The organism is Micromonospora salmantinae, assembly GCF_022230905.1.
Lineage (GTDB): Bacteria > Actinomycetota > Actinomycetes > Mycobacteriales > Micromonosporaceae > Micromonospora > Micromonospora salmantinae.
Genome location: NZ_JAKKFG010000042.1, coordinates 334470 through 349713, shown reverse-complemented (window position 1 = coordinate 349713; position 15244 = coordinate 334470). Strand labels below are relative to the sequence as shown.

Annotated in this window: 15 protein-coding genes; 9 read left to right on the top strand and 6 right to left on the bottom strand. The window is 73.3% G+C overall.

Translation table 11 applies throughout. The features are described from left to right. Positions 1 to 75 precede the first annotated feature (75 nt). Genes PSH03_RS25495 through PSH03_RS25475 form a run of 5 tightly spaced genes read left to right on the top strand, consistent with a single transcriptional unit; the run spans position 76 to position 4833 of the window. Positions 76 to 786, top strand: coding sequence for a monooxygenase (locus tag PSH03_RS25495; protein ID WP_210785731.1), 711 nt, complete (start codon positions 76 to 78; stop codon positions 784 to 786). Continuing rightward, entirely contained in the window at positions 783 to 1334 is a 552-nt protein-coding gene (locus PSH03_RS25490) for a GNAT family N-acetyltransferase (RefSeq protein ID WP_210785723.1), read from the top strand. Before PSH03_RS25495 ends, PSH03_RS25490 begins: the two co-directional genes overlap by 4 nt. Then, positions 1331 to 2209, top strand: coding sequence for a carotenoid biosynthesis protein (locus PSH03_RS25485; RefSeq protein WP_238690620.1), 879 nt, complete (start codon positions 1331 to 1333; stop codon positions 2207 to 2209). The genes PSH03_RS25490 and PSH03_RS25485 overlap by 4 nt, the downstream gene beginning before the upstream one ends. Continuing rightward, complete coding sequence (locus tag PSH03_RS25480) at positions 2206 to 3333, top strand: glycosyltransferase family 2 protein (RefSeq protein WP_238690619.1); 1128 nt, start codon at positions 2206 to 2208, stop codon at positions 3331 to 3333. The genes PSH03_RS25485 and PSH03_RS25480 overlap by 4 nt, the downstream gene beginning before the upstream one ends. A 12-nt stretch (positions 3334 to 3345) precedes the next feature. Beyond that, on the top strand, positions 3346 to 4833 hold the full coding sequence (locus PSH03_RS25475; RefSeq protein ID WP_238690618.1) for a phytoene desaturase family protein: 1488 nt from the start codon (positions 3346 to 3348) through the stop codon (positions 4831 to 4833). 44 nt (positions 4834 to 4877) lie between these two features. Here PSH03_RS25475 and PSH03_RS25470 read toward each other — a convergent pair whose 3' ends face one another. Together PSH03_RS25470 and metF are read right to left on the bottom strand one after the other, a co-directional pair. Next, entirely contained in the window at positions 4878 to 5567 is a 690-nt protein-coding gene (locus PSH03_RS25470; RefSeq protein ID WP_112582773.1) for a CDP-alcohol phosphatidyltransferase family protein, read from the bottom strand. 44 nt (positions 5568 to 5611) lie between these two features. Beyond that, a complete protein-coding gene (gene metF, locus PSH03_RS25465) occupies positions 5612 to 6529 on the bottom strand; it encodes a methylenetetrahydrofolate reductase [NAD(P)H] (RefSeq protein WP_112623915.1) in 918 nt (305 codons plus the stop codon). 249 nt (positions 6530 to 6778) lie between these two features. Between metF and PSH03_RS25460 the strand changes: the two genes are divergently transcribed. Together PSH03_RS25460 and PSH03_RS25455 are read left to right on the top strand one after the other, a co-directional pair. After that, positions 6779 to 7168 (top strand): helix-turn-helix domain-containing protein, encoded by a 390-nt coding sequence (locus tag PSH03_RS25460; protein ID WP_238690617.1) that lies wholly within the window; start codon positions 6779 to 6781, stop codon positions 7166 to 7168. Between the two features lie 9 nt (positions 7169 to 7177). After that, positions 7178 to 8260: a polyprenyl synthetase family protein gene (locus PSH03_RS25455; protein ID WP_238690616.1), complete on the top strand. Its 1083-nt coding sequence runs from the start codon at positions 7178 to 7180 to the stop codon at positions 8258 to 8260. A 168-nt stretch (positions 8261 to 8428) separates the two neighbouring features. Here the strand turns inward: PSH03_RS25455 and PSH03_RS25450 are convergent, their stop codons facing one another. Beyond that, the gene (locus PSH03_RS25450) at positions 8429 to 8818 is read right to left on the bottom strand and encodes an Rv2175c family DNA-binding protein (RefSeq protein WP_238690615.1); all 390 of its coding nucleotides are present in this window, start codon (positions 8816 to 8818) and stop codon (positions 8429 to 8431) included. Between the two features lie 188 nt (positions 8819 to 9006). Here PSH03_RS25450 and pknB point away from each other — a divergent pair, with 188 nt between their 5' ends. Next, a complete protein-coding gene (gene pknB, locus PSH03_RS25445) occupies positions 9007 to 10995 on the top strand; it encodes a Stk1 family PASTA domain-containing Ser/Thr kinase (RefSeq protein WP_238690614.1) in 1989 nt (662 codons plus the stop codon). After that, complete coding sequence (locus tag PSH03_RS25440; protein ID WP_238690613.1) at positions 10995 to 11864, top strand: deoxyribonuclease IV; 870 nt, start codon at positions 10995 to 10997, stop codon at positions 11862 to 11864. Before pknB ends, PSH03_RS25440 begins: the two co-directional genes overlap by 1 nt. A gap of 89 nt (positions 11865 to 11953) precedes the next feature. On the opposite strand, the gene PSH03_RS25435 is transcribed toward PSH03_RS25440, so the two are convergent. The 3 genes from PSH03_RS25435 to PSH03_RS25425 all read right to left on the bottom strand — a co-directional run bounded on the left by PSH03_RS25435 (position 11954) and on the right by PSH03_RS25425 (position 15073). Then, positions 11954 to 12994 carry a threonine aldolase family protein gene (locus PSH03_RS25435; RefSeq protein WP_247670366.1) on the bottom strand — a complete coding sequence of 347 codons (1041 nt, stop codon included), beginning with the start codon at positions 12992 to 12994 and terminating at the stop codon, positions 11954 to 11956. Between the two features lie 78 nt (positions 12995 to 13072). Further along, complete coding sequence (locus PSH03_RS25430) at positions 13073 to 14479, bottom strand: class II 3-deoxy-7-phosphoheptulonate synthase (protein WP_112725193.1); 1407 nt, start codon at positions 14477 to 14479, stop codon at positions 13073 to 13075. Between the two features lie 87 nt (positions 14480 to 14566). Continuing rightward, positions 14567 to 15073, bottom strand: a complete 507-nt coding sequence (locus PSH03_RS25425) for a nuclear transport factor 2 family protein (protein ID WP_238690612.1) — start codon at positions 15071 to 15073, stop codon at positions 14567 to 14569. Positions 15074 to 15244: the final 171 nt, after the last annotated feature.

Here is a 15244-nt window from a genome sequence, read left to right as displayed (position 1 = left end):
GGGCACAGCAACGAGCGGAGCGAGCGAACCAGCGGGCCCAGCGGCGACGTCAGCGCGGCCCCGGAGCTCGTCACGCTGCACGTGTGGCGGACCTCCCACGGCGCGCTGCCCCGGGCGCTGACCCGGATGGCGGTGGACCCCCGCCGGTTGCGGGCCCTCCCCGGCGTTCGGTTCGGCAAGCTGCTGGGCACCGGGACCGGCACCGACTTCGGGCCACGGGACGCCGACCTGACCCGGTGGGCGGCGCTGACCGTCTGGGACTCTCCCGCCGCGGCGGCCGGCTTCGACGACTCGCCGGTCGGGCGGGCCTGGGCGCGCATCGCCCACGCCCAGGCGCGAATCGACCTACGCCCGCTGACCAGCCGGGGCGAGTGGTCCGGCCAGCGGCCGTTCGGCGACCCGTCGGGCGGCCGGGTCGCCGGCCCGGTGCTGGCACTGACCCGGGCCCGGCTGCGGGCCCGCCGGGCGGCCACCTTCTGGCGGGCGATCCCGCCGGTGGTCGCCGCCCTGCGCGACGCGCCCGGGCTGCTGGCCCGGTTCGGGGTCGGAGAGGCCCCGTTGGGTTGGCAGGGCACGGTGAGCGTGTGGCGCGCCCCGACGGACCTGGTGGCGTTCGCGTACCGTCACCCGGAGCATCGGGCGGCGATCATGCGAACCCCCACCGCGGGCTGGTACGCCGAGGAGCTGTTCGCCCGGTTCGAGGTGCGCGACGTGGTCGGCGACCGGTCGGTGCTCGGATGGGTCGCCGACGGCGGCCCGGAAACGGTGAAGGGTGGACGGGCATGAGGTTGGTGCGCTGGACGCCGGACGATCTCGTCCGGCGGCTGGACGACGTGGTGGCCGTCTACGGCGAGGCGATGGGATACCGCACCGACCTGCTGGAGGCCCGGCGCGGTTACATCGCCACCCACGTCCGCCGGCCGGGTTTCCGGGCGGTCGCCAGCCTGACCAGTGAGGGTCACCTCGCCGGCTTCGGCTACGGCTACCTGGGCGCCTCCGGTCAGTGGTGGCACGACCAGGTGCACCGCGCGCTGGACACCCCGACCCGCACGCGCTGGCTCACCCACTGCTTCGAGGTGGTCGAGCTGCACGTCCGGCCACCGGCGCAGGGGCACGGCCTGGGCGCCGGTCAGCTGCGCGCGCTGCTCGGCATGGCGGAGGGCGACACCGTGCTGCTGTCCACCCCGGAGGCCGACGAGCAGACCTCGCGGGCCTGGCGGTTGTACCGACGGTTCGGCTTCGTCGACGTGCTGCGCGACTTCCACTTCCCCGGCGACGAGCGACCGTTCGGCGTACTCGGTCGGGATCTGCCGCTCGAGCCACCGGCGTCATGACCCGGCGGATCTCCTGGACGATGCTCGCCGTCCTGGTGCTCGCCCAGATCTGCTACCCGCTCACCACCGGCGCCACCCGGGCCGGGCTCACAGTGGCCACCGTCGTCCTCGGTTGGCTGCTCTCGGTCGGCCACGCGCTGCTCAGCCGGGGCCCACGGGTGGCGGCGGCGCTGGTCGCGGTGGCCACCGGCGGCGGGTTCGCGATCGAGGCGATCGGGGTGGCCACCGGCGTGCCGTTCGGCAGCTACGACTACTCCGGAGAGCTGGGCCCCAAGCTGGCCGGCGTGCCACTGATCATTCCGCTGGCCTGGACCTGGATGGCCTGGCCGGCCTGGCTGGCAGCGGTCCGACTGACCGGCGGCACTGCCGCAACGGCCGGCGGCAGCGGGTCGGCAGGCGGCGGCAGCGGGTCGACGGTGGGGCGGTGGGTGGGGCGGATCGCGCTGGCCACCGTGGGGCTGGCCGCCTGGGACCTCTTCCTCGACCCGCAGATGGTGGCCGAGGGCTACTGGGTCTGGCGCGACGCCACCCCGGCCCTGCCCGGCCTGGCCGGCATCCCGGTCAGCAACTACCTGGGCTGGCTGCTCTTCGCCGTGCTGATGATGAGCGCGCTACGCCCGCTGGCCGGGCCGGCCGCCGAACACACCGACCGGCGGGACCACCCGATGGTCGCGCTCTACCTGTGGACGTACTTCTCCAGCATCCTGGCCCACGCCGTCTTCCTCGACCTGCCCGCCTCGGCGCTCTGGGGCGCCGCCGGCATGTCGGTGACCGCCGTACCCCTGGCGGTGACCCTCCTGCGTGCCCGCCGGGGCGGTGACCCCGGTCGGGAGACCCACCAGCCACACCGCCCCGGCGTCGACGCGACCCGATGACCGCCCTGCTCGCCCTGCTCATCGCCGTCGCCGCGTTGACCGGGCACACCTGGCTCAACGCCACCCGGTGGCTGCGCCGACCCACCGACCGGCCCGGCGACGTCGACGAGCCGGTCACCGTGCTGCTGCCGCTGCGCGACGAGGCCACCCGGGTCACACCCTGCCTGCGCGCCCTGCTGGCCCAGCGCGGCGTACCCGGGCTGCGCGTCGTGGTCCTCGACGACGGGTCCACCGACGGTACCGCCGACGTGGTCCGCGCGGTGGCCGGCGACGACCCCCGGGTCACGCTGCTCACCGGGGTCGCCCCACCGCCGGGCTGGCTGGGCAAGCCGCACGCCTGCTGGCAGCTGGCCACCCGGGCCGACCCGGACGCCACCGCGCTGGTCTTCGTCGACGCCGACGTGGTGCTCGCCCCGCACGCCGTGGCCGCTGCCGTCACCGAGTTGCGCGCCGCCCGGGTGACGCTGCTGTCGCCGTACCCCCGGATCGTGGTGGCGACGGCCGGCGACCGGTTGGTGCAGCCGCTGTTGCAGTGGCTCTGGCTGACCTTCCTGCCGCTGCGCGCGATGGAGCGCTCGTCGCGGCCGTCGCTGGCCGCGGCGGGCGGGCAGTTCCTGGTGGTGGACCGGGCCGGCTACACCACCGCCGGCGGGCACGCCGCGGTCGCCGACAAGATCCTGGAGGACGTCGAGCTGGCCCGGGCGGTCAAGCGGGCCGGTGGGCGGATCGCCCTGGCCGACGGCTCCCGGCTGGCCACCTGCCGGATGTACGACAACTGGCCGCAACTGCGCGACGGGTACTCGAAGTCGCTCTGGGCGTCCTTCGGGCACCCGGACGCGGCGGCAGCCGTGGTGGCGGCGCTGCTGCTGCTCTACACCGCCCCACCACTGATCGCGCTGACGGGTGCGGCGGCCGGCGCACCGAGGGTGGCCGCCGTGGGCCTGGCCGCGTACGTGCTCGGGGTGGCCGGACGGGTGCTCACCGCCCGCGCGACCGGTGGCCGGTGGTGGCCCGACGCGCTCGCACACCCCGTGTCGGTCGTGGTCCTCGGTTGGCTGACCCTGCGGTCGTACCATCTGCGAAAGCGACGCCGCCTGACCTGGCGGGGCCGCCCGGTCAGCTAGGGAGGACGCGGCATGGCGCGGATCGTGGTCGTCGGCGCCGGGGTGGGTGGCCTCGCCACCGCCGCCCGGCTGGCCGCTACCGGGCACCAGGTGACCGTCTTCGAGCGGGCCGACACGGTCGGCGGCAAGCTCGGCCGGTACGCGCACGACACCCCGGCCGGGTCGTTCCACTTCGACACCGGGCCGAGCCTGCTCACCCTGCCCGAGGTCTTCCACGACCTGTTCGAGGCGACCGGGGCGAAGCTCGACGAATACCTGGACCTGGTCGGACTGGACCCGATCGTCCGGCACGTCTTTCCCGACGGTGGCCCGACCCTGGACTCGTGCGCCGACCCGGCGGAGTTCACCGCCCGGATCGGGGCCGCGTTCGGTGACCGGGCGGCAGCCGACTGGCAGCGGCTGTGGCGGCGGGCGGCGCGGGTGTGGCAGGCCTCCTCACGGGACATCCTGCGTCGTACCGTCGACTCTCCCCGCGACCTCACGTCGCTGGCCTGGCGCGTCGGCGACCTGGCCGCCATCGCCCCGGGCCGCACTCTGCGCGGCCTGGGCCGCCGGCACCTGTCCGACCCGCGGCTGCGGATGATGCTGGACCGGTACGCCACCTACACCGGCGCCGACCCACGTCGGGCACCGGCGGCGCTGGTCGCGGTCCCCTACGCCGAGCTGGCCTTCGGCGGCTGGTACCTGCGCGGTGGGCTGGGCACACTCGCCGACGCGCTGCTGACCCGCTGCCTGGACCTCGGCGTGGTCGTGCAGACCGACGCCACTGTCACCCGGATCGACGCCACCGGCGGCCGGGTGCACGGGGTACGCCTCGCCGGCGTCACCGCCCCGGTGCCCGCCGACGTGGTGGTGGCCAACGTGGACGCGCTCACCGTCTACCGTGACCTGCTGCCGCACCCGCGTCGGCTGGCCGCGCTGACCGACCGCAGCCTCGCCGGCTTCGTGCTGCTGCTCGGCGTCTCCGGCAACACCGGGCTGGCCCACCACAACGTCTTCTTCCCGGACGACTACGACGCCGAGTTCGACGCGGTCTTCGGTGACCCCGGGCGCGGCGTACGGGCCCGGCCGGCGGCCGACCCGGCGGTGTTCGTCACAGTGGCCGACGACCCGATGGTCCGCCCAGCCGGACACGAGGCGTGGTTCGTGCTGGTCAACGCCGCCCGGCAGGGCACCGCGGCGGGCGCGGTCGACTGGCGGCGCCCGGGGCTGGCCGACGCGTACGCCGACCGGATCCTGGACGTGCTGGCGCGGCGCGGCGTGGACGTGCGCGATCGGCTGCTGTTCCGCGAGATCCGTACCCCGGCCGACCTGGACGTGGCGACCGGCGCGCCAGGTGGCTCGATCTACGGCACCGCCGGTGGGCTGCTCCGCCCGGCGAACCGGGGCCCGGCGAACGGGCTGTGGCTGGTGGGTGGCTCCACCCACCCGGGCGGCGGATTGCCGATGGTGACCCTCTCCGCGCAGATCGTCGCCGACGAGATCGGCCCCGCCTGGTAGACCCGGCCTGGCACCTGATTTCGGTCGGCGTCGGGCTGGCCCGCTCAGTCGGCGTCGAGCAGGGCGCGGCGGATGCTGGAGAGCAGTTGCCCCAGGCCGAAACCGGCCAGCAGCACCCAGACCGCGGTCGCCATGGTGATGGTGCCAGCGGCCAGGTCCGGCTCGATCAGCCCGGCCAGCCCGGCGACCAGCAGGCCGGCCAGCGCCACCGAAACCCGGGTGGGGCGTTCGCCCACTGTCACCGCGCCGATCTCCCGCATGCCGGCGGCGACCGCCCGCGCCCGGACGTACTCGTGCAACCAGGACAGCGCGCCGCCCGCGACCACCAGCCCACCCGGCGCTCCCACCAGCCAGAACGCCAGCAGCCACGCCACCTCACCGAGCCGGTCGGCGACCGAGTCGTAGACGTAGCCGAGCCGGGTGGTGCGGCCGGTGGCGACCGCCACCGCACCGTCCACGCTGTCCGCCACGGCGGCGAGCAGCACGAACAGCGCGCCGAGGAACGGCCCGTCCCCCGGCCGGCCCACCAGCAACGGTACGCAGAAGCAGAGCAGCACCCCGGCCACGGTCACCGCGGTGGGGCTGACCCGCAGCCGACCCAGCACATACCCGACGTGGTACGCGAATCGCAGCCAGGCGCGCACCACCGGCGCGGCGACCCGGGGGTCGAACCCGCCGTGCAACCGCGCCCACGCCGTGGCGTACTGATCCCAGTTCAGCTGTGTGCCCACCACGGATCAACCGTCGTGCCGGGCAACAGGTGTCGCAGGCGCATCGTTCACACGCGGGCGCCGGCCTTCAGGTTCTGCCAGACCTCGCGGGTCGCGGTGGACCGGTTGAGGGTGATGAAGTGGATTCCCGGCACGCCCTCGTCCAGCAGTCGGCGGCACATCTCGCTGGCCTGCTCGATGCCGAGCCGGCGGACGGCGTCCGGGTCGTCGGCGACGCGTTCGAAGCGGGCCGCCAACGCCGGTGGGAACGGCGCACCGGAAAGCTGCACGGACCGCTCGATGGTGCTGAACTGGGTCACCGGCATCACGCCGGCCAGGATCGGGGTGTCACAGCCGGCAGCGGCCACCCGGTCACGTAGCCGCAGGTAGTCGTCGGCGTCGAAGAACATCTGGGTGACCGCGAACTCCGCGCCGGCCCGACACTTGCGGACGAACTGGGCGGTGTCGCTGGCCACGTCGGGCGAGCGGGGGTGCTTGTACGGGAAGGCCGCCACGCCGACGCTGAAGTCGCCGGCGTCGCGCACCAGCCGGACCAGGTCCTCGGCGTAGTCGACGCCCTCGGGGTGACGGATCCACTCACCGCCCGGGTTGCCCGGGGGGTCACCACGAACGGCCAGCACGTTGCGCACCCCCACCCCGGCGAGGCGGCCGACCACGTGCCGCAGCTCGGCGACGGAGTGGTTGACCGCGGTGAGGTGGGCCATCGGCAGCAGAGTGGTCTCGGTGGCGATCCGCTCGGTCACCGCCACTGTGGTGTCCCGGGTCGAGCCGCCGGCGCCGTACGTGATCGACACGAACGACGGGCGCAGGGACTCCAACTCGCGGATGGCCTGCCAGAGCAACTGCTCCCCCGCCTCGGTCTTGGGCGGGAAGAACTCGAACGAGAAGGTCGGCTGGTGCTCACGGATGAGCTCCCCGATCGCCGGCTGCGGATTGGGGAGTGTCGAGGGAAGACCGAGCGCCACGACCCGACTCTAGCGGTCGATGGCACCAGGACCCAGGCCCTTCCCACCCAGCGGCCCGGTGCCGCCCCGGTCCGGTGGGCTGCTTCGCCCGGATAAGGCGTCGTACCTCCGAGGTAGGAAGGGACGGTGCGGGAGGGGCGGCGGGGGTGGCCCGGGTCCCGCGCGGGGGTCAGCAACCGAGCGGTGACGCCGCTCCCGTCCGGCCGGGCGGGTGGGTCGTCACCGCACCGACGCCCGCCAGGAGGACCCATGATCCCGCCCACATCGCCGCGCCCCGCGCAGCTCGGGCCGCTGCTGGCCCGGTGCCGACTGGACCGGGGCTTGAGCCAGCAGCGAGCCGCCGCCGAGTTGTGTGCCGCCGCCGGGGTGCCGACGTTGAGTCGGCACGAGGTTTCCCGGTGGGAACGACAGCGTCGCGTGCCGGGCGGGTTCTGGCTCGGCTGGCTCGCCGTCGTCCTGGACGTGCCGCTGGTGGTGCTCGCCGAGGCCGCCGCGACCACCCGTCGGGCCAGCTCGACGCGGGCCACCGGGCCGGGCCGCGCGGCGGCGGCCGGCACACGACCGGCCGGGCGGACGGGACCCGGCCGCACCGGCGGGACTACGCGTGGCGGTGGAGCACGAGCACGGACGACCGGCTAGCGTCGGGACGTGACCCACGCTGCTCCCGTGTCCCCCGTCGACCGCGCCGGCCTGCGGCAGCGGGTCGACAAGGCTCTCACCGAGTTCCTGGCCGGCCAACGGGTCCGGCTCGCCGCCGTGGACGACGCTCTGGGTCCGGTGGCCGAGGCCATCGAGGCGTTCGTGCTCGGCGGCGGCAAGCGGCTGCGTCCCGCATTCGCGTACTGGGGGTTCCGGGGGGCCGGCGGGCTGGATGGCGACCAGGTGCTGACCGCCCTGGCATCACTGGAGTTCGTCCAGGCCAGCGCCCTGATCCACGACGACCTGATGGACCGTTCCGACACCCGTCGCGGCGAGCCCGCCGTACACCGACGGTTCGCCACCCGGCACCGGGAGGCCGGCTGGGGCGGCGACGCGGACGGTTTCGGCGACGCCGCGGCCATCCTGCTCGGTGACCTGTGCCTGGTCTGGTCCGACGAGCTGCTGCACTCCGCCGGCCTGGACCTGTGGTCGTTGGCCCGGGCCCGGCCGGTCTTCGACGAGATGCGCACCGAGGTCACCGTCGGGCAGTACCTCGACGTGCTCACGCAGGTCACCGGGGACACCTCGGTGGAACGGGCCAGCAAGGTCGCCCGGTACAAGTCCGCGAAGTACACCGTCGAGCGCCCGATGCTGCTCGGCGCCGCGCTGGCCGACGCGCCGGAGGACGTGCGGACGGCCTACTCGGCGTACGGGCTGCCGCTGGGCGAGGCGTTCCAGCTCCGCGACGACGTGCTGGGGGTCTTCGGCGACCCGGCGCTGACCGGCAAACCGGCCGGGGACGATCTACGCGAGGGCAAGCGCACCTACCTGGTGGCGGCGGCCGTGGAGACCACCGACGACGCGGGCCGCGAGCTGCTGCTCGGCCGGCTCGGCGACCCGGCGCTGGACGAGCACGGGGTGGCCCGGCTCCGCGAGGTGATCTCGGAGAGCGGGGCGCTGGCCCGTACCGAACAGCGGATCGTCACACTCACCGACGCCGCCCTGGCCGCCCTGAGCGCCGTCGACCTCGACACCGAGGCCCGCCAAGCCCTGGTAGACCTGGCCATAGCCGCCACCCGCCGATCCGACTAACCCACCCCACCCTCCTCCCGCCCACGGCCCGCGCCCACGGCCCGCGCCCGCGCCCGCGCCCGCGTTGATCATGAAGTTATTGCCACGACACGCCGAGCGGGCTGGCAATAACTTCATGATCAACCGGGGCGGGGGGCCGGGGGCCGGGGGCCGGGGTGGGGTGGGGAGTTAGAAGCCTTGGGCTTGGGCTCGGCGTTTTACCTCGCGGGCCTGGTCGCCGGAGAGGGCGGCGGCTGGGGTGGCACCGGGGAGGGTGTCGTCCGGCTCGTAGAGCCAGCGCAGGACGGCCTCGTCGTCGTAGCCGTTGTCGGCGAGCAGATTGAGCACGCCGGGCAGGTGCTTGAGCGCGGTCTGGTTGGCAACCAGGTCCGCTGGGATCCGGCGGACGCCGTCGCGGCGGACCGCCAACAACTCCCGGTCACGGATCATCTGGTGCACCTTGCTGATCGACACGTCGAGGCGTTCGGCGACGTCGGGCAGGGTCAACCAGTCGGCCGGGTCGGTGGGGCCGGCGAGTTCCAGGCCGGGCGCGGCCTGGTCGGGTACGGGTTCGGTCACCCGACCACCCTGCCACGCCGCCGCCGCGACGAGCCACCGGCACCCCGGGCGGCCGATCTGCGTCCTCTTCCCTGATCGCCGCTGACCAGCGAACAAGGGGCGGAGAACGCGGCGGGACGGACCGGTTCGGCATACGGCTGTAGCATCCTGTTCATCCCTCACCCTCTGGACACATAGACTGCCTGCCGATGGACACTCAGGTCGCCGACACGTTGCTGGGCTCGCTGATCGACGGGCGCTACCGCATTCGCGGTCGCGTGGCCCGTGGTGGCATGGCGACCGTGTACACCGCCACCGACGAACGCCTTGAGCGCACCGTCGCTGTCAAGATCATTCACCCGACCCAGGCCAGCGAGGCACGAGCCCGGATCGCCAACTTCGTGGCCCGGTTCACCGACGAGGCGAAGACCATCGCCCGGCTGACCCACCCGAACGTGGTGGCGGTCTACGACCAGGGCACGCACGCCGGCCTGCCGTACCTGGTGATGGAGTACGTCCGTGGCCGCACCCTGCGTGACGTGCTGGCCGAGCGGCGCCGGCTCAACCCGGACGAGGCGCTGGCCATCGCCGAGCAGATGCTCGCCGCGATCGCTGCCGCGCACCGGGCCGGTCTCGTGCACCGCGACGTCAAACCGGAGAACGTGCTGGTCGCGGAGGCGCCTACCGGTGGCGTCGCCAACCTTGTCGACAGCGTCGTGAAGGTGGCCGACTTCGGGCTGGCCCGGGCGGTCGAGGCGAGCGCCGACGAGGAGCAGGGCAACCAACTGATGGCCACCGTGGCGTACGTCGCCCCGGAGTTGGTCACCGAGGGCCGCGCCGATCCGCGCACCGACGTCTACTCGGCCGGCATCGTGCTGTTCGAGATGCTCACCGGCCGGGTGCCGTACGACGGGGACCGCCCGGTGGACGTCGCCTGGCAGCACGTCGACCGGGACGTGCCGACGCCCTCGACGCTGGTGCCGGGCCTGCCGTCGGTCCTCGACGACCTGGTGCGGCGGGCTACCCGCCGCGACCCGGGAGCACGGCCCGCGGACGCCGGCGCGTTGTTGGCCGAGGTGCAGGTGGCCCGGGATCGTCTGGGCGACGCCAACAGCCACACCGCCGTACTCCGCCCGATCAGTGACGCACCGTCGCTCTCCCAGCCGACCATGATGGTCGCGACGGTCCAGCCGCCCAACCGCCCGTCGTGGGCACGACTGCCCGAGGGCGCCAGCAGCCAGGGGCCGGGGCGGCGTCGGGCCGCCCCGGAGCCGGCGGAGGGCCTGGGCGCCCGGCTCGCCGCGCTGCGCAGCACGGTGCTGAGCAACCCCCGTGGCCGGCTGGCCGTCGCGGCCGTGGTCGTGACGCTGGGCCTGGTGGCCGCGCTCGGGGGTTGGTGGTTCGGCGTCGGCCGCTACACGGACGCTCCGCAGTTGGTGAGCCTGAGCAAGGCCGAGGCGCAGGCGCGGGCCGACCGCAGCGGGCTTCTCGTCAAGTACGCTGAGCCGCGCTTCGACGAGAAGGCCCCGAAGGACAGCGTGCTGGAGCAGAGCCCGGCGTCCGCTGCCAAGATCGCCAAGGGTGGCACGATCACCCTGACCCTCTCCCTCGGTCCGGAGCGTTTCCCCGTACCGGACGTGATCGGCAAGGAGTTCGAGCTCGCCGAGGCGGATCTGGTCAACGTGAAGCTGGTGGTGGCCAGGGGCACCGCCCGCTACGACGACAGCCTGCCGGCCGGGGTCGTGGTGGACAGCTCCCCCAAGGTGGGCACCGAGGTCAAGCCCGGTGCGAAGGTCACCCTCATTCTGAGCCGGGGCAGGGCGCCGGTGACGGTGCCGAACCTGGTCGGCAAGAGCCTGACCGACGCCCGGACGACCCTGGCCCAGCTCAACCTGGTGTTGAAGGAGACCTACAAGGACTCCGACAAGCCGAGGGACGAGATCCTCGGGCAGAGCCCGGCCGATGGCGCCGGCGTGGAGAAGGGCACCGAGGTCAAGCTGGACGTCAGCAAGGGGCCACCGCTGGTCGCCATGCCGCGGGTGATCGACCTGCCGTGCCAGCAGGCCAAGCAGGCGTTGGAGGGTCAGGGCTTCCCGGTGACGATGGCGATCAACCCGAACGCCGTGGTCCGGATCCAGATCCCGGGCGAGAATTCGCAGGTGGCACCCGGCACCCCGGTCACCCTGACGTGCTTCTGATGCCGACGATCTCCGCGCGGCCGGTGGGCACGCACACTCCGACCTCGGGTGGGCTGGCGAAGGCTGCCCTGCCGTACGCCGACGCGACCGGTGCGCAGGTGGTGCAGGTCTACGTCTCCAACTCGCGAGGCTGGGCACTGCCCGACGGCGACCCGGCGCAGGACGCGCTGTTCCGCGACGGTTGCGCCGAGCGGGGCCTTCCCGCGTTCATCCACGCCGCGCTGCTGGTCAACCTCGGCTCGCCCACCCCGGCCACTGTCGAGAAGTCGGCCGAGACGCTGGCGCACGCGCTTCGTCGGGGCGTGGCGATCGGCGCGCGCGGGGTGGTGTTCCACGCGGGTAGTTCGGTGGACGAGGGGCACGCCGAGGCGGCGATGGGACAGGTCCGCGAGGTGTTGCTGCCGCTGCTCGACTGGGCTGCCGCCGCTGGCGGGCCGATGTTGCTGGTCGAGCCGAGCGCCGGCGGGGGCCGCTCACTGGCCTCCCGGGTGGAGCAGCTCGGGCCCTACCTGGACGCGGTGGACGGGCACCCCATGCTCGGGGTCTGCTTCGACACCTGCCACGCCTGGGCGGCCGGCCACGATCTGGCGGCGGAGGGCGGCATGACGGCGACCCTGGACACCCTGGTGGCCACCGTCGGTGCGGACCGGCTGCAGCTGGTCCACGCCAACGACTCGAAGGATCTGTGCGGCTCCACCCGGGATCGGCACGAGAACATCGGCAAGGGCAGCATCGGCGAGCCCGCCTTCGCCGAGCTGATGGCGCACCCGGCGACCGCTGGGGTCCCGACCGTCGTGGAAACCCCCAGCGAGAAGCAGGTGGGCCACGCCGCCGACATCGCCACCCTCACCCGCCTGTCCCACCCCTGACCCCAACCTTGTTGATCAAGAGGTTTGCGTCACCCGGCGACCGGGATCTGACGCGAATCTCTTGATCACCGAGGTTGGGGTCAGGGGGTTTAGGCCGCGGCGAGGATGCGGGGTAGGGCTGCCAGGGCGCGGTCGATGTCCGCGTCGCTGAGGCCCAGGTGGGTGACCAGGCGGGCGGTACGGGGGCCGAGCACGGAGATCAGTACGCCCTCGGCCCGCGCCGCGGCAGCCAGGGCCCGCGCGTCCAGAGTGTGCTTGGTGAGGTCCAGCGCGACCAGGTTGGTACGGACAGTGGTGGCCAACACACCGAACGGCGCGACCGCCTCGGCGAGCCGGGCCGCCTTCGCGTGGTCGTCGGCCAACCGGTCGATGTGCTGCGCGAGCGCGTACCGACCGGCGGCGGCGAGAATGCCGGCCTGGCGCATGCCCCCGCCCATCCGCTTGCGGATCAGCCGGGCACGTTCGATCTTCTCCGCGCTGCCGATCACCAGCGAACCGACCGGTGCGCCGAGGCCCTTGGAGAGGCACACCGACAGCGTGTCGAAGAGCCGGCCGTACTCGATCAGCGGCACCTGGTCGGCGACGTGCGCGTGCCAGATCCGGGCGCCGTCACAGTGCAGCGCGACGCCCGCCTCGTCAGCGACCCCGCGCAGATCCCGCAGGGTCGAGAGCGGAATCACCCCGCCGCCGCCGCGATTGTGGGTCTGCTCGACGGCGATCGCGCGGGTGGGGACGGCGAAGTAACCGTCCGGTCGGATCATCCCGGCCACCATCTCCGGGTCGATGTCCGCGCCCACGGCGGGCCAGGTCCGCGAGGTGATCCCGCCGTACGCGGCCGCGGCGCCGATCTCGTACGTGACCACGTGCGCGTCGGCGTCGCAGAGCAACTCGTCGCCGGGCGACACCAGCAGTTGCAGGGCGATCTGGTTCGCCATCGAACCACTCGGGGCGAACAGCGCCGCCTCGTGCCCGAACAAGGCGGCGACCTCGGCCTCCAGCGCGTTGACGCTCGGGTCCTCGCCGTAGACGTCGTCACCGACCTCGGCGGTGGCCATCGCCTCCCGCATCCCGGCGGTGGGTCGGGTCACCGTGTCGGACCGCAGGTCCACGAACAGATCAGGCACTGTCATCCTTTCAACTGCCGACTGCGGGCTCGTAAGCTCACTCCTCGCGTCAGCCATGGTCATGCCGGCTGCGGGCTCGCAAGCTCAGCCACGCAGCATTTCCGCTACGAGGAAGGCCAACTCCAACGACTGCTGGGTGTTCAGTCGCGGGTCGCAGGCGGTCTCGTACCGGTCGGGCAGGTCGAGATCCTCGATCCCCTGGGCGCCGCCGAGGCACTCGGTGACGTCCTCGCCGGTCAACTCGACGTGCAGGCCGCCGGGGTGGGTGTCCAGCCCCCGGTGCACCTCGAAGTAGCCGAGCACCTCGTCGACGATGCGGTCGAAGTGCCGGGTCTTGTAGCCGTTTGACGATTCGTGCGTGTTGCCGTGCATCGGGTCGCACTGCCAGACCACCTTGGCCCCGGCGGCGGTGACCTTGGCGACGATCGGCGGCAGCGCGTCGCGTACCCGGTGGTTGCCCATCCGGCTGATCAGGGTGAGCCGACCGGGGATGTTGTCCGGGTTGAGCTTCTCGCACAACTCGATCGCCTCGTCCGGGGAGGTGGTCGGGCCGAGCTTGACCCCGATCGGGTTGGCGATCCGGGAGATGAAGTCGATGTGCGCCCCGCTGATCTGCCGGGTGCGCTCGCCGATCCACAGGAAGTGCCCGGAGAGCCCGTACGCCCGACGGTCGGAGACCCGGGTGAGCGCCCGGTCGTACTCCAGGGCCAGGGCCTCGTGGGAGCAGTAGAGCGTGACGGTGCGCAGCGCCTCGTCGTCGGTCATGCCGCAGGCCCGGATGAAGGCCAACGCCCGGTCGATCTCCCGGGCGATCGCCTCGTAACGCTCCCCCGCCGGGGAGTTCTTCACGAAGCCCTTGTTCCAGTCGTGCACGGCGTGCAGGTCGGCGAGCCCGCCGGCGAGGTACGCCCGGAGCATGTTCATCGCCGCCGCCGAGTTCGCGTACGCGCGGATCATGCGCTGTGGATCGGCGACCCGGGCGGCCGGGTCGGCCTCCAGCGAGTTGATCATGTCGCCGCGGTACGCGGGCAGGCCGCGGGCGTCGGTCGGCAGCGAGCGGGGCTTCGTGTACTGCCCGGCGACCCGGGCGACCTTGACCACCGGCAGCGACGCGCCGTAGGTGAGCACGATCGCCATCTGGAGCAGGGTGCGGGCGTTGGCCAGCAGGTGGCTCTCGGTGTTGTCCACGAACGTCTCGGCGCAGTCACCACCCTGCAGCAGGAACGCCTTGCCCTCGCAGACCAGGGCGAGCTTCTGCCGGAGCTGGTCCACCTCGTAGGGCGCGACGACCGACGGCACGGTGTCGAGGACCTTGCAGACCGCGGCCACGGCAGCCGGGTCGGACCACGGCGGGACCTGCTCGCGGGGCAGTTCCCGCCATCGGTCCAGACCGAGCGCGGCGTCCTCGGCGGAGTCGACGGTCGGTCGGCTGGTCTGCAGGCCCGGGCTGCCCACCGCGGGATGGCTCAGCTGATGCCACTCATGGCGCATGACAGAAAGCGTACGGCGACGGTCGGGGTGCCCGGGCGGCGAGGGGGACGGTTCCGGCAGATGGGAGATCAACCTGCCGGGCGCTGGTCAGGACGCGCGGGTAGGGGCGACGCCGGTCGGCGTCGCGGCGGCCGGTTCACCCGGCGCTTCGCTGGCGATGCACCAGTCGCTTCCGTCCCGGGTGACGGTGAAGACCAACGGCCGGACGACGGTGCGCTTGCCGACCGCGACCGAGACCGAGACGCGGACCTCCTGCCCGAGCGGACCGGACCGGATTTCCGTGATGGCCGCCTCCGGCACCTGGAAGTGGTCGGCGAAGTCACCGTTGGGGCCGGTGGCGCCCAGGTCGAAGCCGTCGTGCAGCAGAGCGCAGAGCTGGCTGCGGCCGGCGGCGACGTCCTTGGCCGCCATCGCGTCGAGGTACGCCTGCACGCGCTCCCGGGAGCGGGTGGCCGCCTCCTCTGCGGGGGCTCGGGCCGGCTTGGCGGCGGACTTCTCCTCGTCCTTGTCGCCGATCCCGCAGCCGACCAGGGCAACCGGCAGCAGCATCAACCCGGCGGCGGTCGCCGCCAGCCTGCGGTGCGTCGCGCGCATGATCACCTCCGTCGGCGGTGAGATCGAGACGTGCCGAGCCGCGAGTCTGCCACATCCGGCTGAGCGAACCCAACGGCGGCGGCCCGGTCGACGCTGGGCGTCGACCGGGCCGCTGTGTCACGGGCGGGAAGGGACGGTGCGGGCCCCTTCCCGCCGTGTGGGTGGTGCGTC

What these genes read in the sequence shown, in the direction of transcription:
- PSH03_RS25490 (WP_210785723.1), top strand. Translation starts at nt 783, where the DNA reads ATGAGGTTGGTGCGCTGGACGCCGGACGATCTCGTCCGGCGGCTGGAC.
- PSH03_RS25485 (WP_238690620.1), top strand. Translation starts at nt 1,331, where the DNA reads ATGACCCGGCGGATCTCCTGGACGATGCTCGCCGTCCTGGTGCTCGCC.
- PSH03_RS25480 (WP_238690619.1), top strand. Translation starts at nt 2,206, where the DNA reads ATGACCGCCCTGCTCGCCCTGCTCATCGCCGTCGCCGCGTTGACCGGG.
- PSH03_RS25475 (WP_238690618.1), top strand. Translation starts at nt 3,346, where the DNA reads ATGGCGCGGATCGTGGTCGTCGGCGCCGGGGTGGGTGGCCTCGCCACC.
- PSH03_RS25460 (WP_238690617.1), top strand. Translation starts at nt 6,779, where the DNA reads ATGATCCCGCCCACATCGCCGCGCCCCGCGCAGCTCGGGCCGCTGCTG.
- pknB (WP_238690614.1), top strand. Translation starts at nt 9,007, where the DNA reads ATGGACACTCAGGTCGCCGACACGTTGCTGGGCTCGCTGATCGACGGG.
- PSH03_RS25440 (WP_238690613.1), top strand. Translation starts at nt 10,995, where the DNA reads ATGCCGACGATCTCCGCGCGGCCGGTGGGCACGCACACTCCGACCTCG.
- PSH03_RS25435 (WP_247670366.1), bottom strand. Translation starts at nt 12,994, where the DNA reads ATGACAGTGCCTGATCTGTTCGTGGACCTGCGGTCCGACACGGTGACC.
- PSH03_RS25430 (WP_112725193.1), bottom strand. Translation starts at nt 14,479, where the DNA reads ATGCGCCATGAGTGGCATCAGCTGAGCCATCCCGCGGTGGGCAGCCCG.
- PSH03_RS25425 (WP_238690612.1), bottom strand. Translation starts at nt 15,073, where the DNA reads ATGCGCGCGACGCACCGCAGGCTGGCGGCGACCGCCGCCGGGTTGATG.